Annotated in this window: 24 protein-coding genes and 1 tRNA gene; 16 read left to right on the top strand and 9 right to left on the bottom strand. The window is 64.1% G+C overall.

Annotated features, from left to right (window positions below):
- Window positions 1-73: 73 nt before the first annotated feature.
- From BDK61_RS09140 to BDK61_RS09120, 5 genes are read left to right on the top strand one after another with little or no spacing between them, the layout of a single operon-like run.
- Complete coding sequence (locus BDK61_RS09140) at window positions 74-1,033, top strand: 1,4-dihydroxy-2-naphthoate polyprenyltransferase (protein ID WP_004961464.1); 960 nt, start codon at window positions 74-76, stop codon at window positions 1,031-1,033.
- On the top strand, window positions 1,030-2,076 hold the full coding sequence (locus BDK61_RS09135; RefSeq protein ID WP_121303059.1) for a mandelate racemase/muconate lactonizing enzyme family protein: 1,047 nt from the start codon (window positions 1,030-1,032) through the stop codon (window positions 2,074-2,076). Before BDK61_RS09140 ends, BDK61_RS09135 begins: the two co-directional genes overlap by 4 nt.
- Window positions 2,069-3,592, top strand: a complete 1,524-nt coding sequence (locus tag BDK61_RS09130) for an AMP-binding protein (protein WP_121303058.1) — start codon at window positions 2,069-2,071, stop codon at window positions 3,590-3,592. The genes BDK61_RS09135 and BDK61_RS09130 overlap by 8 nt, the downstream gene beginning before the upstream one ends.
- A 54-nt stretch (window positions 3,593-3,646) precedes the next feature.
- Window positions 3,647-4,384: an NRDE family protein gene (locus BDK61_RS09125; RefSeq protein WP_121303057.1), complete on the top strand. Its 738-nt coding sequence runs from the start codon at window positions 3,647-3,649 to the stop codon at window positions 4,382-4,384.
- A gap of 27 nt (window positions 4,385-4,411) precedes the next feature.
- Window positions 4,412-4,762: a helix-turn-helix transcriptional regulator gene (locus BDK61_RS09120; RefSeq protein WP_004517952.1), complete on the top strand. Its 351-nt coding sequence runs from the start codon at window positions 4,412-4,414 to the stop codon at window positions 4,760-4,762.
- 21 nt (window positions 4,763-4,783) lie between these two features.
- Here BDK61_RS09120 and BDK61_RS09115 read toward each other — a convergent pair whose 3' ends face one another.
- Window positions 4,784-5,737, bottom strand: coding sequence for a 1,4-dihydroxy-2-naphthoyl-CoA synthase (locus tag BDK61_RS09115; RefSeq protein ID WP_004961476.1), 954 nt, complete (start codon window positions 5,735-5,737; stop codon window positions 4,784-4,786).
- 95 nt (window positions 5,738-5,832) lie between these two features.
- Here BDK61_RS09115 and BDK61_RS09110 point away from each other — a divergent pair, with 95 nt between their 5' ends.
- Both BDK61_RS09110 and BDK61_RS09105 read left to right on the top strand, forming a co-directional pair.
- Window positions 5,833-6,144 (top strand): hypothetical protein, encoded by a 312-nt coding sequence (locus BDK61_RS09110; protein WP_121303056.1) that lies wholly within the window; start codon window positions 5,833-5,835, stop codon window positions 6,142-6,144.
- A gap of 58 nt (window positions 6,145-6,202) precedes the next feature.
- Window positions 6,203-7,156 (top strand): J domain-containing protein, encoded by a 954-nt coding sequence (locus BDK61_RS09105; protein ID WP_121303055.1) that lies wholly within the window; start codon window positions 6,203-6,205, stop codon window positions 7,154-7,156.
- Window positions 7,157-7,159: 3 nt separating this feature from the next.
- Here BDK61_RS09105 and menD read toward each other — a convergent pair whose 3' ends face one another.
- Both menD and BDK61_RS09095 read right to left on the bottom strand, forming a co-directional pair.
- Window positions 7,160-8,938 carry a 2-succinyl-5-enolpyruvyl-6-hydroxy-3-cyclohexene-1-carboxylic-acid synthase gene (menD, locus tag BDK61_RS09100; RefSeq protein WP_121303054.1) on the bottom strand — a complete coding sequence of 593 codons (1,779 nt, stop codon included), beginning with the start codon at window positions 8,936-8,938 and terminating at the stop codon, window positions 7,160-7,162.
- On the bottom strand, window positions 8,935-10,272 hold the full coding sequence (locus BDK61_RS09095; protein WP_004961490.1) for an isochorismate synthase: 1,338 nt from the start codon (window positions 10,270-10,272) through the stop codon (window positions 8,935-8,937). The genes menD and BDK61_RS09095 overlap by 4 nt, the downstream gene beginning before the upstream one ends.
- 268 nt (window positions 10,273-10,540) lie before the next feature.
- On the opposite strand from BDK61_RS09095, the gene BDK61_RS09090 reads away from it, so the two are divergent.
- Window positions 10,541-10,756, top strand: coding sequence for a ribbon-helix-helix domain-containing protein (locus BDK61_RS09090; RefSeq protein ID WP_004517946.1), 216 nt, complete (start codon window positions 10,541-10,543; stop codon window positions 10,754-10,756).
- Between the two features lie 71 nt (window positions 10,757-10,827).
- Entirely contained in the window at window positions 10,828-11,109 is a 282-nt protein-coding gene (locus BDK61_RS09085; RefSeq protein ID WP_004517945.1) for a UPF0058 family protein, read from the top strand.
- Between the two features lie 56 nt (window positions 11,110-11,165).
- Here the strand turns inward: BDK61_RS09085 and BDK61_RS09080 are convergent, their stop codons facing one another.
- On the bottom strand, window positions 11,166-11,684 hold the full coding sequence (locus BDK61_RS09080) for an Lrp/AsnC family transcriptional regulator (protein ID WP_121303053.1): 519 nt from the start codon (window positions 11,682-11,684) through the stop codon (window positions 11,166-11,168).
- 149 nt (window positions 11,685-11,833) lie between these two features.
- Window positions 11,834-12,691, bottom strand: a complete 858-nt coding sequence (locus BDK61_RS09075) for an enoyl-CoA hydratase/isomerase family protein (RefSeq protein WP_121303052.1) — start codon at window positions 12,689-12,691, stop codon at window positions 11,834-11,836.
- A 43-nt stretch (window positions 12,692-12,734) separates the two neighbouring features.
- Here BDK61_RS09075 and BDK61_RS09070 point away from each other — a divergent pair, with 43 nt between their 5' ends.
- The 3 genes from BDK61_RS09070 (at window position 12,735) to BDK61_RS09060 (ending at window position 16,489) form a co-directional block, all read left to right on the top strand.
- Window positions 12,735-14,132, top strand: coding sequence for a cryptochrome/photolyase family protein (locus BDK61_RS09070; RefSeq protein ID WP_121303051.1), 1,398 nt, complete (start codon window positions 12,735-12,737; stop codon window positions 14,130-14,132).
- A gap of 180 nt (window positions 14,133-14,312) precedes the next feature.
- Entirely contained in the window at window positions 14,313-14,924 is a 612-nt protein-coding gene (gene sod / locus BDK61_RS09065) for a superoxide dismutase (protein ID WP_004961502.1), read from the top strand.
- A gap of 188 nt (window positions 14,925-15,112) precedes the next feature.
- The gene (locus BDK61_RS09060) at window positions 15,113-16,489 is read left to right on the top strand and encodes an ABC transporter substrate-binding protein (RefSeq protein ID WP_049919182.1); all 1,377 of its coding nucleotides are present in this window, start codon (window positions 15,113-15,115) and stop codon (window positions 16,487-16,489) included.
- A 31-nt stretch (window positions 16,490-16,520) separates the two neighbouring features.
- Here the strand turns inward: BDK61_RS09060 and BDK61_RS09055 are convergent, their stop codons facing one another.
- The 4 genes from BDK61_RS09055 to BDK61_RS09040 are packed head-to-tail and all read right to left on the bottom strand — an operon-like array spanning window position 16,521 to window position 20,491.
- Window positions 16,521-17,276: an ABC transporter ATP-binding protein gene (locus BDK61_RS09055; RefSeq protein ID WP_004961509.1), complete on the bottom strand. Its 756-nt coding sequence runs from the start codon at window positions 17,274-17,276 to the stop codon at window positions 16,521-16,523.
- Window positions 17,273-18,103 carry an ABC transporter ATP-binding protein gene (locus tag BDK61_RS09050; protein WP_011223258.1) on the bottom strand — a complete coding sequence of 277 codons (831 nt, stop codon included), beginning with the start codon at window positions 18,101-18,103 and terminating at the stop codon, window positions 17,273-17,275. Before BDK61_RS09050 ends, BDK61_RS09055 begins: the two co-directional genes overlap by 4 nt.
- Window positions 18,096-19,379 carry a branched-chain amino acid ABC transporter permease gene (locus BDK61_RS09045; protein ID WP_121303050.1) on the bottom strand — a complete coding sequence of 428 codons (1,284 nt, stop codon included), beginning with the start codon at window positions 19,377-19,379 and terminating at the stop codon, window positions 18,096-18,098. Before BDK61_RS09045 ends, BDK61_RS09050 begins: the two co-directional genes overlap by 8 nt.
- Complete coding sequence (locus tag BDK61_RS09040) at window positions 19,376-20,491, bottom strand: branched-chain amino acid ABC transporter permease (RefSeq protein WP_007190409.1); 1,116 nt, start codon at window positions 20,489-20,491, stop codon at window positions 19,376-19,378. Before BDK61_RS09040 ends, BDK61_RS09045 begins: the two co-directional genes overlap by 4 nt.
- 319 nt (window positions 20,492-20,810) lie before the next feature.
- Between BDK61_RS09040 and BDK61_RS09035 the strand changes: the two genes are divergently transcribed.
- The 4 genes from BDK61_RS09035 to BDK61_RS09020 all read left to right on the top strand — a co-directional run bounded on the left by BDK61_RS09035 (window position 20,811) and on the right by BDK61_RS09020 (window position 24,283).
- Window positions 20,811-22,025: a helix-turn-helix transcriptional regulator gene (locus BDK61_RS09035; RefSeq protein ID WP_121303049.1), complete on the top strand. Its 1,215-nt coding sequence runs from the start codon at window positions 20,811-20,813 to the stop codon at window positions 22,023-22,025.
- Between the two features lie 140 nt (window positions 22,026-22,165).
- Window positions 22,166-22,240: transfer RNA gene (locus BDK61_RS09030), tRNA-Glu, on the top strand.
- A gap of 80 nt (window positions 22,241-22,320) precedes the next feature.
- Complete coding sequence (locus BDK61_RS09025) at window positions 22,321-23,016, top strand: competence/damage-inducible protein A (RefSeq protein ID WP_121303048.1); 696 nt, start codon at window positions 22,321-22,323, stop codon at window positions 23,014-23,016.
- A gap of 196 nt (window positions 23,017-23,212) precedes the next feature.
- A complete protein-coding gene (locus tag BDK61_RS09020) occupies window positions 23,213-24,283 on the top strand; it encodes an ATP-NAD kinase family protein (protein ID WP_121303047.1) in 1,071 nt (356 codons plus the stop codon).
- The last annotated feature ends 84 nt before the right edge of the window (window positions 24,284-24,367 follow it).

Raw genomic sequence — 24,367 nt, 5'->3', positions numbered from 1 at the left:
CTCGGAACCGGTCATATTTAGGGTGCCTGTCGAACCACAGTCGCTTTGAGGATAGCGTCCCCAGTTTTCAGCAATGAGTACAGCGACGGCGGACGTTTCGAAGCGGCAGGCGTGGGTGATGGCCGCGCGGCCACAGACACTGCCTGCCGGGGCCGCGCCGGTCATCGTTGGGATGGGCCTGGCAGTCCACGCCGGTGTCTTCGCTCTGTTGCCGGCAGTCGCGGCGCTGGTAGGTGCGCTGCTTATCCAGATTGGAACGAACTTTGCGAACGACTACTACGACGCAGTAAAGGGGGCCGACACCGACGAGCGTGAGGGATTCACCCGTGTGACCGCTGGCGGCCTCATCGACGCCGAGGAGGTCAAACGGGCGATGATAGCGACCTACGGCCTCGCTGTCGTCATCGGCGTCTATCTCGTCGCCGTCGGCGGTCTCCCCATCGTCGTGGTTGGCCTCTCGGGCATCGCCGCCGGGGTTCTCTACACCGGCGGTCCGTTCCCCTACGGCTACCGCGGTCTCGGCGACCTGTTCGTGTTCGTTTACTTCGGTCTCGTCGCTGTGACCGGCACATATTACGTGCAGGCCGTGGCGAGCGCAAGCGGCGTCGGCACGTTTCCGATGACGCTCCCGCCGGGGTCGGTCACTGCTGCTGCCATCACGGCAAGCCTCCCAGCGGCCGGGCTGTCGACGGCGATTCTCGTCGTCAACAACATCCGAGACCGCGAGACGGACCGCGCCGCTGGCAAGAAGACGCTGGCCGTCTATCTGGGCTACGGCTGGAGCCGCGTCGAATTTCTCCTGATGGTCGGGATGGCCTACGTCGTCCCGGTCGTGTTCGCCCTCGATAGCCAGTACGGACTGGCGGCACTGGCCCCGCTGCTGACGCTGCCACTGGCGGCGACTATCTCGAAAACAGTCCTCACACAGACCGACGGCGACGCACTGAACCCGACGCTCGAACGGGTCGGTCAGACGCTGTTCGCCCACTCCGTCCTGTTCGCGGCAGGTCTCGCCGCCACACAGCTATTATGAAGGTCGATTCGTTCTCCCTCTCGCTGTCGAGTCCGCTCGCGACCGCCCGCGAGACAATTAGCCAGCGTTCGGGGTTCGTCGTCCGCTATGACCACCGCGGCGAAACCGGCGTCGGCGAAGCCACGCCGCTCCCGGGCTGGACGGAGTCGCTCGACGACTGCCAGCGCGGGCTCAACGACGCTGCCACGGTCGCAGCCGACGGTGGGCACACAGATGTCTTGCTGTCGCTGGACGCCGCATCGGTTCCTGCCGCCCGACACGGCTTTGCGACCGCGCTACTGGACGCCGACGCCAGAGCCGACGGCGTGCCGCTGTACCAGTGGTTCGACTCCGAGAGGCACTGCAATCGCGTCCCGGTCAACGCGACAGTCGGCGACGGGTCTCCAGCCGAGACCGCCGACGCCGTCAAGCGAGCGGTTGAGGCCGGCTACGATTGCTGTAAGCTCAAGGTCGGGAAGCGAACCGTCGACGAAGACGTGGCGCGTGTTCGGACCGTCCGCGAGCGGGTGGGCGACGACGTGACATTGCGAGCCGACGCCAACGGCGCGTGGTCCCGTGACCAAGCGCAAGACGCCGTCGACCGCCTCGCGCCGCTGGACGTGGCCTACGTCGAACAGCCGCTCCCGGCCGACGACCTCACCGGGCACGCCGAATTGCGGGGCTCCGGGGTCGGCGTCGCGCTCGATGAATCCCTCGTCGACCGCCGGGTCGACAGCGTCCTCGATGCCGACGCAGCCGACGTGCTGATACTGAAGCCGATGGTGCTGGGCGGCCCCGGCAACGCCCACACGCTGGCACTCCGGGCACGCGAACAGGGTGTCGAGCCGGTCGTCACGACGACCATCGACGCCGTCGTTGCCCGCCTTGCGGCGCTGCACGTCGCCGCCGCGATTCCCGACGTGGCCGCGTGCGGTCTGGCGACCGGCGACCGACTGGCGGCCGACCTCGCGCCGGACCCGACGACAGTAACGGATGGTGCGATGTCGGTCCCCCAGTCGACCGGTCTGGGAATCGATCCGACAGAGGTGGGGACCGATGCGTGACCCCCTCAATTGGCCGACACAGGACCTCGTAACGCACCGCGCCGACACGACACCCGACCGAACGGCGATGATCGCGGCGGCCTCCGGGAACGCGGTCACCTACCGGAAACTCGATGCTGCCGTCGATGCGGTGGCTGCCGAACTCGACCGGCGGGTCGACGCCCCGGACGCCACCGTCGCGACGCTCCTGCCGACACGGCCGGCGGTCGGGACGCTCCTGTTTGCGGCGATGCGACTGGGGGCGACACTCGCGCCGCTGAACGTCGAACTCGACGCGGCGACGCTCCAAAGCCAGCTCTCGACAGTTGACGCGGACCTGCTGGTCTGTGGAGACAGCACCGCGTCGCTGGCGGCCGACATCGACGGCTGTCCCACCGTTTCGGTCGACAGGGAACTGTCAGCGGCTGCTGTCGCCGACGAGACAGCAGCGGCGGGTTCGGCTGGTGAAACAGCCACCGACGTGACCCCGGCACCCCTCTCCCGCACGGACACCCAGCTGGTCATCTTCACCTCGGGGACGACCAGCGAGCCGAAAGGCGTCCGACTGACCGTCGGCAACCTCGTCGCTAGCGCCGTCGCGTCGTCGTACCGCCTCGGCGTGCTTCCGGATGACCGCTGGCTGGTCTGCTTACCGACCTACCACATGGGCGGACTGGCCCCGTTCATCCGGAGCGCGCTATACGGCACTGCGGCCGTCGTCCAGCGGTCGTTCGACGCCGACGCGACACAGCAGGTGCTCGCGGAACACGGGGTGACGGGCGTCTCGCTGGTGCCGACGATGCTCTCGCGGCTGCTGGACGCTGGCTGGGAACCACCGTCCTCGCTCCGCTTCGTCCTGCTCGGTGGCGGGCCGGCCAGCGAGACGCTCATCGAACGGTGTCGGGAGCGGGACGTACCGGTCTATCCCACCTACGGGATGACCGAGACGGCGTCACAGATAGCGACGGCGCGGCCCGAGACAGCCTTTGAACACGCCGGCACCGTCGGCCAGCCGCTCGTGTTCACCGACGTGACGGTCGTCGCTGACGGGGCCGCCTGTGACCCCGGCGAACGTGGCGAGATAGTCGTCGACGGCCCCACGGTGACGCCGGGCTATCTGAACGGCGACGATGACGCGTTCAGCGACCACGGCTTTCGGACCAGCGACATCGGCTACCGGGACGCGGACGGCCACCTCTGGGTCGAAGGCCGTGTCGACGACCAGATCGTGACCGGCGGAGAGAACGTCGACGCGTCGACGGTTGCTGACACCATTCGCGAACACCCGGCAGTCGAGGACGCGGCCGTCGTGGGACTCGCCGACGAAGAGTGGGGTCAGCGCGTCGCTGCACTGGTCGTCGGGAATGTATCGCCCGAGGCGGTTCGCGACCACTGCGCCGAGCGACTCGCGCCGTACGAGGTTCCGAAGACAGTTCGAATCGCCGACGCACTCCCGCGGACGGCGTCAGGGACCGTAGACCGGGCCGCCGTCCGGTCGCATTTCGGGACTGCCAGCGAGTCGAACGAATCGGCATAGCGGATCGGGGCTCGCGGCCAAGCGGTTTTCTACGTCGATAGCATATGCAGTTCCGTGTGTACAATCGTCCTCGCGTGGCAGGTCTTCGACGGCACGCCGATCGCGGTCGCGGCGAACCGCGACGAGCGGCTCGATAGGCCGTCACAGCCGCCACAACAGCGCCACTGGGGCAGTCGCGTCGTCGCACCGGCTGACGAGGAAGCCGACGGGACGTGGATCGGCTACAACGAGCACGGCCTGCTAGCGGCGGTGACGAACCGCTGGGTCGACGCCGACCTTGCCGGCGACCGCTCGCGCGGCCTGCTCGTCCGGGACGCGCTGAGTCACGAGAGCGCGGAGTCAGCCGCCCGCGCCGTCGAGCAAGCGACCAGAGACGCCGAATATTCGGGATTCAACCTTTTGCTGGCAGACGAGAACGCCGCCGTCCTGCTGGAATGGGACGGCCAGCTCGCGGTCCAGAACTTCCAGCCCGGCGTTCACGTCGTCGTCAACGTTGGCGCGGACGGCGACTACCGGATTCCAGCCCATCGGCCCGATGCCGGCGAGGAGCAAGCGAACAACGCGACGCGGTTGCGCGAGGCGCTGGTTCCGGAGCCCGGCGAAGCCGCCGACGAATGGATTGATCGGGCAGGCGAAACCATCAGCGACCACGAGTACGGCGTCTGCGTCCACGGTGACGGATTCGGGACGCGGTCGTCGTCGCTCATCACACTGGGTGCTGCCCACGAGTATCGGCACGCGGCCGGGCCGCCATGCCGGACGCCGTACCGCCCGGTCGAAGGTCAGATTTAAGCGGCCGACTCACGGTATGAGTAATACATGAGTTCAGCAGCGTCGGAGGCGGACCTTTCTGATGGCGAGCGGGCCGGGCTCGAACTGATTCGTGAGTCCGGTGGCATCCACCAGAGCGACTTCTGGAAGGAACTCGACGTCTCCTCGCGAAAGGGGAGTCGCATCGTCGAGTCCCTGTTCGAGAAGGACCTCATCCAGCGTGAGGAGACGGTGTATGAGGGGCACAACACGTACTACCTGACGCCCGCGGCCCGCGACCTCGACTTCTCGCTTCTGATGGCCGGTGACCAGCTCTCGCCGTTTATCGGCGACGAAGAGGTCGACCCCCACGACGACACCTTCTCGCAGTGGGTCATGACCCTCGCGTACGAGGACTGACCGACGGTTACGCGGCGTGCGTTAGTAGTGCCACGGCACGTCGTCGAAGTCCGGGTCGCGGCCCTCGTTGAACGCGTCCCGCCCCTCCTGGGCCTCGTCGGTCATGTAGGCCAGCCGCGTCGCCTCCCCGGCGAACACCTGCTGACCGACCATCCCATCGGAGTCGAGATTGAATGCGTACTTGAGCATCCGCATCGCCGTTGGTGACTTCTCGTTCATGCGCTCGGCCCACTCTATAGCAGTGTCCTCAAGGTCCTCGTGAGGAACCACGTCGTTGACCATCCCCATGTCGGCGGCTTCGGCGGCGTCGTAGGTCTTGCCGAGGAAGAACACCTCGCGGGCCTTCTTCTGGCCGACCTGTCGCGCGAGATACGCCGAGCCGAAGCCGCCATCGAAGCTCCCCACGTCGGGGTCCGTCTGAAGGAACTTGGCGTGCTCCTCGCTGGCGAGCGTGAGGTCACAGACGACGTGCAGCGAGTGGCCGCCGCCGACGGCCCACCCTGGGACGACGGCGACGACGGGCTTTGGGATGTGGCGGATCTGGCGCTGGACTTCGAGAATGTGGAGGCGGCCGACGTTCTCCGGCGCGTCATCTTCTACGCCGTCGCTCGTCTCTCGTGAGTCGCTTTGCTCCCCGCTCGCTGTGTCCGAGTCGCGTGGCGACTCGCTGTACTCGTAGCCGCTTTCACCGCGAATGCTCTGGTCCCCACCGGCACAGAAGGCCCAGCCGCCGTCCTTCTCGGAGGGGCCGTTCCCGGTCAGGAGAACGCAGCCCACGTCGGTCTGGCGCTTGGCGTGGTCCAGCGCCGTCGCAAGTTCGTCAACCGTCTCCGGGCGGAAGGCGTTGCGCTTCTCCGGCCGGTCGAAGGCGATGCGGACCGCGCCCGTGTCGGTCGAGCGGTGATAGGTGATGTCGGCGAAGTCGAACCGGTCGATGGCTGTCCACCGCTCCGGGTCGAATAGCTCAGAGACCATACCGTGGCTCGGGACGGCCTTCGCAAAAAGATTCCTCGTACGTGTTCCCACAGCAGAGCAAACCCTTTCGTGTCGCGCACGTGAACCGACTAGCGATGCCCTCCACATCGAGGAAAGCGGTGATAGGGATACTCGCTGGCCTCTCTATCGTTGTTGTCGTGTACAGCCTCATCATCGTCCAACAGATTCTACTCGGACTGATTGTGGCCGTGGTCCCTTGGTTCCTCTACCTTCTCGTGCGGTTCATCCTCACGCTCGAACGGATCGCGACGGCACTGGAACGGCTTGCGACAGCGCGTGCCCGCGAGTCGGAACCAGATAGGGATGGACCCGCTGGAAACTACCAGCGGCCGTCGGAGTCATACGGACACAGCACGGAAACCAAAGGAGGCGTAGAGAACGAGTGACCGACGGCGGTCGCGTGCAGCTCCCCTCGCTCACTCGCTTGCAGGTGCTACCCCCGGCATGACAGAGACGTTCTACGAGGTACTGGGCGTTCCAACTGACGCCTCGACGGCGGCTATCGAAGCGGCCTATCGGGAGCGACTGAAGGAAACCCATCCTGACGTGAGCGATGCGGCCGACGCCGGCGAGGCGACACAGCGGCTCATTGAAGCCCGCGACGTGCTCACCGACGAGGGCGAGCGGGCGCGATACGATCGGCTGGGTCACGACGCCTATGTTGCGGGCAAACATAATATACCGGACGACGGTGGCAGTAACGTCTCCGAAGCGGCACGGCGCGCGGGCTATGACGAGTCTGGATCGGCTGGCGACCGAACCGAAGCGAGCACTGACCGAAGTACAGCCCGGACAAACGCCCGGGATCGGGCGCGACGTGAACGGGCTGCCAGAGACCGCGTCGCCGATGACAGAGACGAGCGATCAACCACCGACACTGATGCGTCGTCGAGCAACGAGCAATCGACTGATACGACCAGCGGGACGGCGACCGCGTCGAACTCAGCGTCGACCCGGCGCTCCGGGGCCACCGCGACCAGCGGCTTCAGCGACAACGCCGGCAACGGTGCCACCTGGAGTTCTTCGTCCGCGTACTCCGTCCGCCAGACTGACACCCCGTCCCGCGGGTCGCTTCTGGAGATGCCGACCGGCCGGGGGCTGACGTTGTTTGCCATCACGTTCGCGCTTTATCCGGTACTGCTGTTCAGCGCGTTACTCCCGGCGTTCCCGCTGTGGGTGAACCTGACAATTGGGGTCTGCACCCTCTTCATGATCGGCTACCTCCAGTCCGAACCTACTATCGCAATTATGGTGTTCGGGAGCTGGAGTCTGATGACGGCGGTGCTGCTGGTCACGTTGAATATCAGCGCGTTCTCGCTTGTGGGGGCTCTCGCGCTGTCGGGGACGTGGCTCCCGTTCGGACTGTCGCTGTTGACAGCGTCGGTGTTGCGGCTCTGAAAATCAGTCGCCAGCGAGGGTTTCGGCGACCTGTTCGGTAAGCTGGTCTCTGACTGCGTGGCTGTCACCCGCGTCGAACCGGACCTCGATGACCTCTGTCCCATCTGTCTGGACTGACTCGGCGAACCGCTCGCGGAACTGCCGGCGGTCGGCCACCCGCTCGAACTGCAGGGAATAGAGCGCCTCCGTCGGCTCGAAATCGAGCCCGTGTGGCGTTCGGAACTGGTCCTCGAAGGTGGGATGGTCCTCGATGGGCAGCATGTGGAAGATGCCGCCGCCGTCGTTGTTGAGCAGGACGACCGTCGCGTCTACCGCACAGCGGCCGAGCGCGAGCAGGCCGTTCATGTCGTGGTAGTACGCCAAGTCGCCGGTGACGAGCACGAGCGGGTCGGATGTCGCGCTGCCGGCCCCGAGCGCCGTCGAAGTGATGCCGTCGATACCGCTGGCCCCGCGGTTACCCAGTACGGTCAGGTCGGCGTCACGGGGGCCGCCAAAGCGGTCCATATCTCGTATCGGCATACTGTTCGAAATGAACAGTGTAGCCGGGTCCGGGGCCAACGCAGTCACATCTGAGAGGACGCCCCCTTCCCAGTAGGTCTCCGAAGCGGTTTCAGTAACGGCGTCCCAGTGGGTTTGCTCCGCCCTAATGAACTGTTCTCGCCACGACGCTGCAACGCCACCCAGCGTCTCGCCCGCGAGCGCATCTGCGGTGGCGTCGGGGTTGGCAACGAGTAGGTCCGTGGCGGTGAACTCGGCCTCCGACCAGCCGCCGGCCGGGTCAACGAGGAACTGCTGACAGTCGGCGTCCCAGAGGTAGTGACGCAGTGGCTTCGAGGTCGGCGACGCACCGAACCGGACGACGACATCGGGGTCGTCCCACTGGTCGACGCTGTCGCTTCCGAGATAGCCGTCGTAGCCGCCACAGACCGGCACATCGAGCCGGTCGACGTGGGGGCCGAACCGCAGGTCCGACAGCGGGTCCGCCAGAACGGGGAAGCCCGTGGCTGCCGCCAGCCGTTCAAGCGAATCTGCACTGAGTCCCTGGTCGGCCGGCCCAGCGACGATGAGGCCTCGTTCGGCGGCCTCAAGTGCGTCCTGCACGCGGCGCACTGTCCGCTCGTCCGGCGTAGCGACGCCCTCGCTTGTCGTGACGAACGGCCCGTCGCGTCCGGTTTCGGCCGCGTCGTCGCCGCCCGCCCAGCCAGCGGGAACGCTCGCCGGGTCGTCCTCAGGCATCGGCGTCGGTTCCAGCGGCTTCCGGAACCGACAGTTCAGGTGGACCGGTCCCGGGTCGGCTCCGGTACTCTCCGCGAGTGCGCGGGCCGCCGTGGTCCGCAACATCCGGACCTTCCGTGGCTCGGCCTCCGGCTCTGGCATATCGCGATACCAGCGGACAGCGTCGCCGTACAGTTTCTCCTGATCGACAGTCTGGTTCGCTCCGCTGTCGATGAGTTCCGGCGGGCGGTCCGCCGTCAGCAGGAGCAGCGGGACGCCCGACTGGTTGGCTTCGATGACCGCCGGGTGGTAGTTCGCCGCGGCGGTCCCCGATGTGCAGACCAGCGGCGTCGGCTCGCCGGTCCGGCGGGCGCGTCCAAGCGCAAAAAAGGCCGCCGACCGCTCGTCGAGGTGAGAGAACACCTCAATATCAGGATGCTCGGCGAATGCGACCGTCAGCGGCGTTGAGCGGCTACCGGGCGAGAGACACACCGCGTCGACGCCGCCCGCGGCCAGTTCGGAAACGAGCGTCTCTGCCCACAGCGTGTTGACGTTCGGGGCGGTCATTCCAGCTCGTCCAGTATCGGCCGGTATTTGAGCTGGACCTCGTCCCACTCGCGGTCGGGGTCGCTGTCCGCGACGATGCCCGCGCCTGCAAAGAGCGTCGCCTCGCGCTCCGTGGCGACGGCCGAGCGGATGCCGACGGCGAAGGTCCCGTTGCCGGCGGCGTCGACCCAACCGACCGGGGCAGCGTACCAGCCCCGATCGAATGCCTCTGTCTCGCGGATAGTCCGCAGCGCCGCGTCCGGGGGCAGTCCGCCCACAGCTGGCGTCGGGTGGAGCGCCTCGACGAGCGAGAGGACGTGCTCGTCGTCGTCCAGTTCAGCTGTTATCGATGTTCGAAGGTGCTGAACCGTGGCGAGTCGGCGAACGGTCCGGTCGCCGATGCGGACCGTCGAAGCGAACGGTTCCAGTTGGTCCCGTATCGCGTCGGCGACGAGCTTCTGCTCGTGGCGGTCCTTCTCGCTGTCGAGGAGTTCGGCGGCGAGCCACTCGTCCTCGGCGGGTGTGTCGCCCCGTCCCGTTGAACCGGCCAGCGCCTCCGTCCGGACGGTTCGCCCGCGAACTGAGACCAGCCGCTCCGGCGTGGCTCCGAAGAAGGTGCCGCCGGAGTCGGGCGACAACATGAACCGGTAGCAGTCCGGGTACGTCTCCGACAACCGGGCCATCACGTCCGGGACCGATAGCTCCGCGTCCAGTGTGGCGCTGAGACTCTGGGCGAGCACGACCTTCTGGAGCTCGCCCCGGTCGATACTCTCTGTGGCGGCCGCCACCTGCTCGCGCCAGCCGTCCTGTGTTGGCGTGCGCTTCCGGTGTGAGATTCCCGGCGGCGTACCCGGATTGCGCTCGGAGTCTGCGACCAGTCGGTCGCGCCATTCCTCCAGTAGCGCCTCCGCTTCGGTCGCGGCCTCAGGTCCTGTCGCGACCGTTGTGAGCCAGGCATCGTCGTCCCTTCTGGTTACCTGTATTTCGGGGAGGAAAAACGCCGCACTGGGGAACCCATCCCAGGGAGAGTCCTCTCCTTCATGCGTTCCGTTGTGGAAAGCGAACCCGCCGAACGCTCGCGGTCGAGCGATGCTCGGGAGGCTGTCGGGCACTGAGCAGTCATCGAACAGTGCTTCGACTGCTGTCCGCACGTCGTCGAACCGCGACTGCCCGTCGGCAGTCACAGTCGCCGCGCTCCCGCGGGCCGCGATTGACTCTGTACCGGCCGCCCAGAAGAACCGGGGGCGAGCGTCCGTCTCCAGTACCGCCCGCACCGGTGCATCGTCGAGGCGACACCCGCGTGCGACGACCGTTGTCTCACCAACCGTCGTCTCGTCACCACGCAGTGGTTCCATCAGCCATGCCTTAGGATTGCGCACCTTTGAGCCTAACTATACGCTCGATTCCACACAGTGAACTTCGATCGGACCGCTGTCGTGGCGCGGCCGATTTCACGCCGCTCCGGGCCGCCGCACGACATGGCGGCTCTCGGATTCCGATTCGTAGAAATTAATATCTGGGTTCACAAAGTTCCTCTCTCAGTTCTACAATTGTAATTCTGCAATCTACGAACATACCCCCGTCAAGTTTAAATAGGGCATAGTCGAAGCCCCCTATGTTGCGATGCCTAAGGTAGAGATCAATATCCCGGAACACCTGGAGATGCAAATCGCGCAGCTCGTCGAGAAAGGCGAGTTCCTCAACCGCGAGGAAGCCATTGAGGACCTCCTGTCGACCGGGCTCAAGGCGTACAAAACCTCCGGACCACAGGACGAAGACGAGGAGCCAGGGTTCGAAGAAGACGGCATGATGGGCCACGACGACGAGTACGTCTTCTGAAAATACAGGCGTGAGCGTCTGGTATCCCTTCTCAAGCAATTCTTATAGACGTGCCACCGTATACTGTAGCCATGCACAAAGACGAGCTTCTCGAACTACACGAGCAGATGGTGACGATTATGGAGTACTTCCGCGACGACATGGACTCAGTCGACCCGGACCTGTTCGACGCGTACCAAGAACTTGACGTGCGGCCATCGGATGTCCACAAATCGAAAAGCGAGCACAAACACGCCGTGTTCGTACTTGGGAACTCGCTGGCGACGGCGATGAGCGAAGACGAGTTCTCGGATGCGGGTCGGGTCAGCAAGCGGATGAAGGAACTGGCCGAGGACGCCGAGCGGAAACTGTAACCAGGCCGGTCCTGAGTCGCGCCCTCTCGTCTTTATTTCGATCTGTCTCCTCTTGGCTACGATTTCTCGCCGTCAAGTTCGGTGAACAGCTCTGGGTCCGTCTTGAACTTCAGGACGTTGTGAACGACCGAGTTCCGGATGTTCTGGATCACGTCGCCGTGTTCCTTGTAGAAGTCGTGTATCCAGCGGGATTCGGCCGTCCGGCTCGGGAACATCATCACTGATTTCCACTGATATTCGCCGTCGGAGAGGAAGTAAAACAGCGTGTGCCGGTCGTCCCGGATGGACACCATCGCGTCGTGCCAGGAGTCGGCAAAATTCTCAGGGTTGAACTTAAACTCAAACAGCGCGAAATTGAACAGCTCCTCGTTCGGGACGATAGTTTCCCTGAAGACGCCTTCGTTGCGCATCTCCCGAATCGATTCACTGATAGTCACATGGGACACGTCGATACCGTACTTCGATTCGAGAAGATCTGCAAGCTCACGGGACGACCGCTTGGGGTCCGCCGAGAGTTCGCGCAGAATGCACATATCACGCTCGCTGAACTCCCAGTCCGGGGGGTCGTCGGTCATGCTGTGACTGCCCTCCTATCGGGAGCACAGGCGCGCTCGGTGTCAGTGTCGGTGGTCGGTCGAGTCAGTGTTGGAACGTTCGTAGGTACCATCTGTCTGTCTGGTCTCTGGTTGCTGAATCAGTGGTGGTGTCGGCCACGCTAATCAGCTTACTGGCCCGTGAACTCTGGGTCACGCTTCTCGACGAACGCGGTCGTCCCTTCCTCGTGGTCGTCAGTCGTGAACGCGAGCCCCTGCGCGGTGGCTTCGTTTTCGAGTGCCTGTTCCAGCGAACTGTCCAAGCTCCGGTTGACCAGCCGCTTGGCGTGGCTGAGCGCGACTGTCGGTCCAGCGGCGATGTCTGTAACGAGCTCCGAAAAGGCTGATTCGAACGTCTCTGTGTCGAACACACGGGTGAACAGCCCCAGTTCCTCGGCTGCCGAAGCATCCAGCAGTTCGCCGGTAAACAGGAGTTCCTTGGCCTTGTTCGGGCCGACGATTCGTGGCAGGAAATAGGAGACGCCGGAGTCACTTGCCAGGCCGACCTGCCGGAAGCCAAAGCCGATCTGGGCGTCAGTGCTTGCGACCTGTGTATCACAGGCCAGCGCGAGTCCTGCACCGGCACCGAAGGCGGGGCCGTCGATTTTCGCGACGACCGGGAGCGGACAGCTGTGGACGGTCCGGATCGCTTCATGGAGTGACGAAACCACCAGTTCGACCTGTGTGGCCGGCGGTCGGTCGTGTTTCACGCCCTGTAACATCGCATTGATGTCCCCGCCAGCGCAAAAGGCTGGGCCTGCGCCTTCCAGTACGACACACCGGGCGTCGCTGTCGGTCACCGATTCGAACGTGGCAGTGAGCGCGTCGGCCAACTCCGCTGACAGGGCGTTTCGCGACTCCGACTGGTTCAGCGTTATTGTAGCGATCTCGTCGTCAACAGACTGCGTCACGGTCGCGTCTTCCATGTGTGGGCACTTGACCGGCGGAAAGATAACAGTGGTGTCCGTCAGCGCCTGACAGACCAACATCGTTGGGCAGTACCTTTTGCCCGGGCTAGTCCGTGTACTAGGTATGCGCCTGCACTGGCATCGCCGTGATCTCCGGGCAACGGACAACGCTGGCCTCGCCGCGGCGACCCCATCTGACCCGGTCGTCCCGGTATTCATTTTCGACACGGCCGTTCTCGACCACGCCGGCCCGCCCCGGGTCGCGTTCATGCTTGACGCGCTCGACAGTTTGCGCGAGTGGTACCGCGACAAGGGTAGTGACCTCGTCGTTGCCGAGGGCGACCCCACATCCGTCTTGCCAGAACTGGCAGCCCAGCACGGCGCAGAGAAGGTCACTTGGGGCAAGGACTACTCAGGGCTCGCACGGGAACGCGACGCGGCTGTCCGGCAAGCGCTTGACGACGCCGACGTGGCCCGCGAGGCCGTCCAGAACGCTGTGTTGCACGAACCGGGCGAGATTACGACGAACGACGGCGACCCCTACAGCGTCTTCACCTACTTCGGCCGGAAGTGGCACGACCGCGAGAAGGCGGGCCCCTACGACCCCCCGTCGGCCGACACACTGGCCGATGTCGACGGCGACGCGCTCCCAACACTGGCTGACCTCGGCTTCGAGGAGCCAGAAGCGGACGTGCCCGCAGCGGGAACCGAAGAAGCGCGCGCCCTGCTTGATGACTTCCTCGACGAGAACGTCTACGAGTACGAGGAGCGACGGGATTTCCCGGCCGACGAATGCACCTCGCGGCTCTCGGCCCATCTGAAGTTCGGAACTATCGGTATTCGGGAGGTGTACGACCGGACACAGGCTGCCAAGGAGGGGACCGGCGGCGACCGCCGCGACTCCGTCCGGGAGTTCCAGTCCCAGCTGGCCTGGCGGGAGTTCTACACACAGGTACTGTTTGCCCATCCACACGTCGTGAGCTCGAACTACAAATCATACGAGAACCCCATCGAGTGGGAGAACGACGAGGAACTGTTGCAGGCATGGAAGGACGGTGAGACGGGCTATCCCATCGTGGACGCCGGAATGCGACAGCTCCGTGACGAGGCGTACATGCACAACCGCGTCCGGATGATCGTCGCCTCCTTCCTCACGAAGGACCTGCTCATCGACTGGCGACACGGCTACGAGTGGTTCCGGGAGAAACTGGTCGATCACGACACGGCAAACGACAACGGTGGCTGGCAATGGGCGGCCTCCACGGGGACCGACGCGCAGCCCTATTTCCGCATCTTCAATCCGATGACACAGGGCGAAGACTACGACCCGAACGCCGAGTATATCAAGGAATACGTCCCGGAGCTACGGGACGCTGCACCCGAGATCATCCACGACTGGAACGACTGTTCCCTCACACAACGGCGCAGCGCCGCACCGGAGTACCCGGACCCAGTTGTCGACCACAGCGAGCGCCGGGAAGAGGCGCTGGCGATGTTCGAGCGGGCCAGAGGAGACGACTAGAGCGGTTCGTTCAGATCCATTGAACTCTCCTGAGTGCTTACACGCGGGACGAGGCCACGTGTTGGCGTCAGTGCCGCGGGCAGATACGGCTCCGTCTCGCTGTCCTTGTTGAGTGCTACCAAATGGCTCCTAAACGTTTAACAGGCAGCCGCGCGACAATACTGATGGAGGCGTTTTCATATGTCCGAACATTCAAATCCCGAACTGCCACCGCTCCCGTACGACTACGACGCACTGGAGCCACACATCTCCGAGCAGGTGCTCACCTGGCACCACGACACCCACCATCAAGGGTACGTAAACGGCCTCGAATCGGCCGAGGAGACGCTTGCAGAGAACCGCGACGCCGGTGACTTCGGTTCAAGCGCTGCTGCGATGGGTAACGTCACCCACAACGGCTGTGGTCACTATCTCCACACGCTGTTCTGGGAGAACATGGACCCCAACGGCGGCGGTGAGCCGGAAGGCGAACTCCTCGACCGCATCGAGGAGGACTTCGGCTCCTACGAGGGCTGGAAGGGCGAGTTCGAAGCCGCTGCATCAGCTGCTGGCGGCTGGGCGCTGCTCGTGTACGACCCCGTTGCCAAGCAACTGCGCAACGTGCCGGTCGACAAGCACGACCAGGGCGCGCTCTGGGGCTCCCATCCCATCCTCGCACTCGACGTCTGGGAGCACTCCTACTACTACGACTACGGTCCCGCCCGTGGTGACTTCATCGACGCCTTCTTCGAGGTTGTCGACTGGGACAAGGCTGCTGAAGAGTACGAGAAGTCGGTCAGTCACTTCGAGTAACGGGCGACACCCGACGTTTTTTTGCGGCTGTGCCGAGAGTCCGAGCGGTATCTGGGCCGGTTGCGTTCAGTCCGCCGTTAATATCTAACGATACCAACAAAAAATATCGGCGAGACTGTAGCAGACTACGGAACGGCAGTGGCACGGGAGGATATAGTTTTATAAGATGTGAATCAGTGGTAAGTGGTATGAGTAGCGATACCAATCGGCGAGCGTTCCTGAAGCGCACTGGAGCGGTAACCACTGTTGGTCTGCTTGGCGGATTGGCAGGCTGTTCAACCGAACAGACCGGCGGTGACGGTGGAGATGGCGGCGACGGCGGCGACGGTGGGATGACCGGAACCGGGACCGAGTCCGGTGGCGACAGCGGTCCGGAGTCGCCGGATGTGCTGATGGTCGTCGGTTATCCCCAGAGCGGTGTGCAACTGTTCAAGGACTTCTACGCCGACTACGGCGACGACGCCGCCGACATCCTCGTCACCGACGGACTGCAGGACGGCGAACTGCCGAGCAACGTCGGCGACGATATGTCAAATGTCCGTGGCACGGCCCCATCGGCGGCCGGGCCCGGCGTCGATACGTTCACAGAGCAGTTCACTTCCGAGTTCGATTACGAAGAGGCCGGTGTGTTTACGTCACAGGCCTACGACGCGACGGCGGTCCAGATACTCGCAAACGTATTGGCCGGCGAAAACGACGGGCAAGCCGTCCGGGACCACATGCGCGTCGTCGCCAACCCGGGCGGCGAGTCGTACGGCCCCTCCGAGTTGCCAGCGGCCGTCGAAGCGGCCGCGGCGGGCGAGAACATCCAGTACGAAGGGGCTTCGAGTGCGGTCAACTTCGACGAAAACGGGGACATGGCTTCGGCGCAGTACCAGGTCTTCGGGTTTCAGGACGGAGGGGGCGTCGATACGCTCAGCACCGTCGACTTCGGCGCTGGCAGCGACATCCCGCAGCCGGAACCGAACGGCTCCGGGAGCGACTCCGGACGGACGATCAAGTTCGGCGTGTTGATGCCCGAAACCGGCGACCTCGGGCCGCTCGGCAGGCCAATCCGCGACGGGGCGCTACTCCCGGCCCTGCAACTCGAAGGCGAAGTCGACTTCGAGTTCGATTACCAGGTCGGTGACACCCAGACGCAGGCGCAGGCGGGCATCGACGCGGCCAACTCTCTCGTCAGCGCAGGCTATCCGTCGATAACCGGGGCGGCCAGCTCCGAAACGTCGATTCAGGTCGCCAGAAACGTGCTCATCGATAGCGGCGTCGTCGGCTGTTCGCCAGCGTCCACGTCACCGACGATTACTGACCTCGAAGACAACGATTACATGTTCCGCACCCCGCCCAGCGACGCGCTGCAGGGACAGGTCCTAGCGCAAGTCGGCGTGGGCGAACTCGGTGCGGAGACCGCATCGACGCTGTACGTGAACAACAGCTACGGCCAAGCGCTACAGGAGGCGTTCGCCGGCGCGTTCGAAGCGGAAGGCGGGACCATCGTCAATCAGGTCGGCTTCGAACAACAGCAGTCCTCCTACACGTCTGAAATCAACAGCGCGATGAACCAGTAACGGGGCTGCCGGCGTCGATTCTTTCTTCGAGCTATCCGCCGAGGAAGTCCTGACGAACCTGCTCGTCGTTGAGGAGGACCGTCCCTTCGTCCTCGTAGCGGTTCTGACCCTGCACGAGCACGTAGCCACGGTCACACCGCCGGAGGGCCTCCTTTGCGTTTTGTTCGACCATCAGAATAGCCGTGCCGTCGTCGTTGATGCGGTCGATGCGGTCGAACATATCCTCGACGAGGTCGGGGGCAAGCCCGGCGGAAGGCTCGTCAAGCAACAGAAGATCGGGGTCGAGCATCAGCGCCCGACCCATGGCGAGCATCTGCTGTTGGCCGCCCGACAGCGTCCCTGCTGACTGTTCGGACCGCTCCCGGAGAATCGGGAACCGGTCGTACACGTCCTCGATCCGGTCTTCCGGTACTTCATCGAGGATGTACGCGCCCATTTCGAGGTTCTCGCGCACGCTCAGTGAGCCGAACACGTTGCCGGTCTGTGGGACGTAGCTGATTCCCTCGTAAATGATTTCGTCGGGATTGCGCTGGCTGATGTCGGTCTCGTCGAAAATGACGTCTCCGCCCATGTACGTTGTCAGACCGAAGACAGATTTCATCACCGTCGACTTGCCGGCCCCGTTCGGGCCGACGATGACGACGTACTCGCCGTCCGCAACGTCCATGTGGACGTCACTGAGGACCTGCAGATCGCCGTAGCCCGCATCGAGGTCCCGGATGGCGAGGAGCCGCTCGGCTGGGTCAGGGAGCGTGACAGCCTCGGACTCTGTCGCGCGCTGGCTCATACGTCACCTCCCAGATACGCCTCAAGTACGCGCTCGTCCGACGTGATAGTCTCGGCGTCCCCTTCGGCGAGGACGCTCCCCTGATGCATGACGATGATGTGTTCGCAGTTGTTCATGATAACGTCCATGTCGTGTTCGACCAGCAGGAAGGTCAGGCCCTGCTCTCGGCGGAGTTCGTGAATCCGCTCCAGCAGCTTTTCTTCAAGCGTCGGGTTGACACCGGCAAGTGGCTCGTCCAGAAGGATCATTTCGGGCTCGGTCATCAGAACCCGCGCCATCTCCAGCAGTTTCCGCTGGCCACCGGAGAGATTGCCGGCATTCTCGTGGGCGAGATGGTCGATCTCGAAGAACTCCAGCGTCTCCCACGCGCGGTCGCGAACTGCCGTTTCGGCCTTGACCACATCGCCGCGAAGCCCCGGTGTCACCGACCGGATGACCGACTCGCCGACCTGTCCACCCGGCGCGAGCATCACGTTCTCCAGGACCGTCATCTCGGACAGTTCACGGGCGATCTGGAACGTCCGGACCAGTCCCTGGTTTGCGAGTGTGTACGGCGGGAGCCCGGTAATGTTCTGGCCGTCGAAGGTGACCCGGCCACCAGTTGGCTCGTGAATGCCGGTGATACAGTTGAACGTCGTCGACTTGCCGGCCCCGTTCGGGCCGATGAGGCCGGTGAGCGACCCCTCCGCCACGGAGAACGTCGCCCCGTCCACCGCGACAACGCCACCGAACTCCTTGCGGAGGCCGGTGACTTCCAGCAGCGGCGACTCGATCGCGTCGCTCGTGACGGCGGTCTCCTGTCGCGGTGCCGCGTCGGGTTCACTCATTCGCCTCACCTCCGGACCCGGACTGCGGTCTGTCAAGGCTCACGCTCGTTGCGGGTTCGTTTCGGTGGCCGAGCAGTCCGTCTGGCTGGTTCTGGATGATGTATATCAGCACGACGCCGATGAGGACGAACCGGAGCGTGCTGACGTTGCTAATGGTGTATGCGAGCAGCGGCAGCGGGTCCAGTGACCCGAGCCCGGCGATCGCGTCAACGATGTTGCTAGGTGCGCGAGTGCCGCCCAGCGAGACGTTCTCGCCCAGTCGGGCCGGCAGATAGAACAGCAGTCCGGAGAACGTCGCCGCCCCGATGATGCTGCCGGTGTTGGACCCCGAGCCGCCGATGATAAGCGCCGCGAACACGTAGAACGTGATCGTCGGTCTGAACTGCTGTGGGCTGACGTAGCCCGCCTGCCCGCGGAACAGAACGCCAGCCAGCCCCATCAGCGCACAGCCGATCATGAACGTCTTGATCTTGAACCGCCGGGTGTCTTTGCCGAGTGACTGAGTCACGGTTTCGTCCTCGCGGATCGCCTTCAGCACGCGACCGAACGGCGAGTTCGTGATACGGGCGAGCACCCAGTAGCTCGCCGCCACGACCAGCAGGAGGAGTATCCCGTACGTGAGGTTCGCCAGATTTGGCCCGGAGACGCCGACGCCCTCCGCAGCAGTAACGAGTGGCTGTCCGACGCCGTTGATGAGCGTCGACGCGACCTCGTTTGCGGACTTGAACGAGATACCGGTCGCGCCGCCGGTCCCGACCGGCACGCCGAACAGCGAGACCTCGGCGAGACCGTTCCAGTTGACGATAAGCCGGATAATTTCGGAGAACGCGACCGTCACGATGGCGAGGTAGTCAGCCTTCAGTCGGAGTGCCGGTAGCGCCGCGAGACCGCCGATAACAGCAGCCATCACCATGCCACCGATGAGGCCGACCCACAGCGGGAGGCCGAGCCCCGGGACCGCCCCGGCGGCCGGGTCCGTCGGCGCGGTGAGAACCGCCGTCGTGTACGCGCCGACGGCCATGAACCCTGCAATACCAATGTTGAACAGGCCGGTGTACCCCCACTGGAGATTCAGTGCCAGCGCGAGGATGGCGTAGCCGCCGATGAGGACGGTCACGCTGCCGATGAAGCCGGCGGCGAGGTTCGCCCAGTTCGCCCCGCCGACAGCGATCGCCAGCACGAGCATGACGGCCCAGATACTGGCGATGAAGGCGACGACCAGCCCTACGTCAGGGAGCGCATCCAGACGGTTTCGAACAGTGTCAACAGCACTCATGCTGTCGACACCCCCCCGAAGATACCGGACGGGCGCAACAGCAAGACGACGATGAGCACGAGGAACGCGGAGGCCCGGGTCAGTCCCGATGGTAGCCATATCAGGGCCAGACTGTCGACCAGCCCGATGAGGATGCCACCGGCCATCGCCCCGTATATCGAGCCGATGCCGCCGACGATGACTGCGGCGAAGATGAGCAGGAGCAGAATCCAGCCGAAATTGAATGATATCGTGCCGCTTTCCAACACGAGCAGGTAGCCACCGATGCCTGCCAGGCCGCCACCGAGAATCCAGGTAAGTCGAATCACGCGTTCGGTCGGAATCCCGGTCACGCGTGCGAGGTCCTCGTTGTCGGCCATCGCCCGCATTGCTTTGCCGAGCTTCGTCCGCTGTAGCAGCAGATGGACGCCGAGCATCAACAGGACCGACACCACCAGCAGGGTGATTTCGTTGTCTGTGACTGAGATCATCGAGAACAGCGTCACCCGGAGCCCGCCGCTTGCGACCCCACTGGTCTGTGTGCCGAAGACGAACGCGATGAGGTAGCGCAACGCGAGTGCGACACCGATTGACGCAATCAGCAAGGAGATGTTGTCCGTATCGCGCATGGGGCGATAGGTGAGTCGGTCGATGAGTAACACGATACCGATCGACCCGACGCCGGCGACGACAAGCCCGAGAAGCACCGGAAGGAACGTCGAAACGGTGCTCAATTGCCGCCCCGAATTGAGCATGAACAGTTCCGAGATCGGGGCTCCAGTCCCGAGGCCGGCGGTGATGTACGCGGCGACCCACCCCAGGAACGCCCCGACGGTCACAGTGTCCCCGTGTGCGAAGTTGGCGAAGTCGAGGATGCTGTATGTCATCGACAGGCCGATGCCGGCGAGTCCGACCGCCAGTCCGACGAGCAGTCCGTCCACCACCATTGAGAGCAACGAACTCACGGTGAGAGACCCACCCAGTAACTTGGCTCCGAGGAAGAACACGGTTGTCCCAGCGAGCTTTGCAACTAAATCCAGCAGGAGGAAGCCACTTACAGCGGCCACCACTGCTGCCCCCGGCCGGTCACCCATCACAACACGGCCGTCTCTTGCGAACTCAGCAATTCCCATAGGTTACCCTTCGTTGGACCCTCCTGTCTAAATAACCCACCGGAAATTCGTGCGAAATACCGGTGTAGAAGCCAAGACACCGGTGTCAAAACAGGAATCGTCCCCTCCCATGGTCACGTATCAAGCGAGAGACGATTGATACCACGGGACAGATTGCCGATGGGAGCCACTTCGAACCCAGTGACGGCCGGGTGATCGAGCGCCCGCACAGCGCACGACACCGACTTGGGTCACCAATGCTTTGAGCCGAAACCGTATCGAGAAACCACCGGACATCGGCCCGACATCGACGGAGAACGGTGCTATTCACAGCGCTTTTATGCGGTCCATCGATGATATACGACAGATGGTACGCCTGGTCGTCGCCAGTCTCGTGCTGGCTCTCCTGCTGGGAAGCGGTGCCGCGCCACTGGCGATGTCACAGCCGGCCGACGAGAGCATTGGCGTCCAGACGCCCGAAAGGTTCGACCGGACGACGTTTCAGGTCACGCTGTATCAGAACGGGTCGGCGAAGTGGGCCATCCTCTACCGGACGCCGCTTGCAAACGACACTGAACAACAGCAGTTCGAGGAGTTTGCCCGGGAGTTCGAGCAGTCGGAGCAGCCACTGTACCAGAATTTCGTCGAGCAGTCGACGCTGCTGACACAGTACGGGACGAACGTGACTGGCCGGAACATGAGTGCGACCAACTACGACCGGTCGGCGACGGTCGACCCGCTCCAGAACACTGGAACCGTGCGGATGTCGTTCCGCTGGCGTAACTTCGCGGTCGTCGAGGGCGACGCAGTCGTGGTCAGCGACGTGTTCGACGGCGGGTTCTACATCGGGCCGAGCCAGTCGTTCGTCTTCGAGCGCGGCCCCGAGCTAGCATTCGCCGATGTCCAGCCGGCCCCCGCCTCACAGAGCGCCCCGGACTCGCTCGAAAACAGCGAGAGCGTCACGTGGAACGGCGAGCAGTCGTTCAACGACCGTCGGCCCTACGTGGAACTGCAGCCGCGCGAAACCGGGCAGAGCGCTAGTGCTGAGCAGCGCACCACGGCGGACGATGACACACCTGCCGAGGCCGCCGGCGGGCCATCGTGGATGCTCCCGGCCGCCATCGTCGGTCTCATTGTCGTCGCCGGTGGCGTGGCCGCGTGGCGGTCCGGCGCGCTGGGAGGGGTGTTGGGAACCGACGATGACGAACCACCCGCTCCGACGGCGTCGGCCACAGGCGGCACTGAGCAGCCATCGACGGCTTCCTCGGGCGATGCAATGGCGGACACCGACACCCCTGACGAACCGGCAGTCCCCGACGAGGAACTGCTCACCGACAGCGACCGCGTCCGCAAACTGCTGGAGGAAAACGGTGGCCGGATGAAGCAGGTCGACATCGTCGACAGCACCGACTGGTCGAAGTCGAAGGTGAGTATGCTTCTCTCGGACATGGAAGACGACGGCGACATCTCGAAGCTCAGAGTCGGCCGCGAGAACATCATCAGTCTCGCTGGTCAGGAACCCGACGCCGCAGGGTCACCGTTCGACGACGAGTGATACTGGCGGCTGTACGCCTGTGTCGCGTTTCGCTACCGCAGATATCTGGGAATAGTTACAGCTGACAGCATGATAAACCAGCACAGGGCGGGGCTGAAACGCAATGATTATACGTATCTCCTTGCTACGAACTTGTGTACGCTCCGTTGGTGTAGTCCGGCCAATCATATCACCCTCTCACGGTGACGACTAGGGTTCAAATCCCTGACGGAGCATTTCTCTCCGATTCAACGGATACACAGTTACTACGTTCTATGACCGACAGTATTTGTGTCTGCCAGTCCAATCAGGCGGTATGCGCGTCGCGGTAGTCACCGTCGGAGACGAACTGCTCAGTGGCGAGACGGTCAACACAAACGCTGCGTGGCTTGGACAACAACTCGCGGAGCGCGGCGTCACCGTCGGTCGGACGACGGTCGTCCCCGACGAGATCTCGGACATTGCCCGCGTGGTCAACGAGTATCACGCGGAGTTCGACGCCGTCATCGTCACCGGCGGCCTTGGACCGACGCACGACGACAAAACAATCGAAGCCGTCGCCGCGGCGTTCGGACGGGATGTCGTCGAGAGCGAGGACGCCATTGCGTGGCTGGAGGAACACGGCGGGTACACGCGCGACGACCTGACCGACGGAACGGGCGAGGTACCGGAGGGGTCCCGTGTCTTGCCCAACCACGAGGGGGTCGCGCCCGGTTGTGTCGTCGAGAGCTGCTATGTCTTGCCGGGCGTGCCGGGCGAAATGAAGCGGATGTTCGAGGAGGTCGCAGAAGAGTTCGCCGGCGAGCAGCGGTACGTTCGCACCGTCGACGCCGCTGAGCCCGAGAGCGCACTCCTTGACCGACTGGCAGAGGTACAGGAGCAGTTCCCGGTTAAGGTCGGGAGCTATCCGGGCGAGCACGTGACCGTCCGGTTCGAAGGGACAGAGGAGGAGCTAGTCGAGGAGGCGGCTGCGTGGTTCAGCGAACGCGTTGAGTCACCGACGGCAGAGTGACTACCGGTAGAGGTGGTTCAGCCAGAGAAACGTAAGCAGCAGGCCACCGAGCGTGATGGCCGCGCCGGACGCGTTGATAATCCCTGTCTGAACGCCGCTCTGGAGTACGACTGACATAGCTGTGCGTTCTGCGTGGGGTGGCTTGAAAGGCACGCTCCCGGGCCTCTTTTGCCGCGGGGTCGCGTAGTGACGCTGAATGCGACGAATCGGTGTCGTGGTCAACCCCATTGCCGGCATGGGCGGCCGCGTCGGCCTCAAAGGCACTGACGGGAAAGTCGCGGAAGCGCGCCGCCGCGGCGCGGAGCAACGCGCACCGGACCGCGCACGGACAGCGCTTGCCTCACTCGCCGAGGTCGGGACGGACGTGGAACTGCTCACGTACGGCGACCCGATGGGAGAGCGTCTCGCTCGTGAGGCGGGCTTCGATCCGACGGTCGTTGGCACTCCGGCGAGCGCTGATGAGACAGGCAGCGAGGACACCCGAGATGCGGTCCGAGCGTTCGTCGAGGCGGATGCGGACGTGATTCTGTTCGTCGGTGGCGACGGCACGGCTGTCGACGTGGCGGCGACCCTCGACGACTTGGACGCGGCTATCCCGATTCTGGGCGTCCCGGCCGGTGTTAAGGTGTACTCCTCCGTGTTCGGCGTGTCGCCACGTGCGGCCGGGCGCATCGTGGCCCGCTTCTCCGAGACGGAGCGCGCGGAGGTCAACGATATCGACGAGGACGCCTTCAGAGGCGGGGAAGTGGTCACCGAACTCCGGGCCGTCGCGGAGGTCCCAGTCGCAGACCAGCGCCAGTCAGCCAAGCAGCTGGGCGGCGGCAGTGTCGAATCCCTCGCCGAGAGCGTCGCCAATGCCGCTGACCCGGATGTGACCTACGTCCTTGGACCGGGGAGTACTGTTGGCGCTATCAAAGAGGAACTGGGGTTCGATGGAACGACGCTTGGTGTAGACGTATGGCGCGACGGAGAGGTGCTCGCCCGCGACGCCGCCGAGTCGGACATCCTCGACGCCCTTGGTGACCGAAATGTCATCGTCGTTTCGCCTATCGGCGGGCAGGGGTTCGTGTTCGGTCGGGGGAACCAGCAGCTATCGCCGGCGGTCATCAGGCAGTGTGACCTCGAAGTGGTCGCCTCGCGGCGGAAACTAGACGGTATCGGCACCCTCCGTGTCGACACCGGCGACCCGGAATTAGACGCGGAACTGCGCGGCTGGCTGCGGGTCCGCGTCGGGCGGCACGAACGCAGACTCGTCGAAGTCGTCTGAAACTCCTACAGCCGATGACAGCAAGCCATGATATATCGCTCCCGGCATTTTATCATGTATAGTCAAGATTAAGGTATCTCACGC

Source organism: Haloarcula quadrata (genome assembly GCF_003634715.1).
GTDB classification, from domain to species: domain Archaea; phylum Halobacteriota; class Halobacteria; order Halobacteriales; family Haloarculaceae; genus Haloarcula; species Haloarcula marismortui.
Note: the sequence above shows the minus strand (reverse complement) of the source record. Positions and strands in the feature narration are given on the sequence as shown.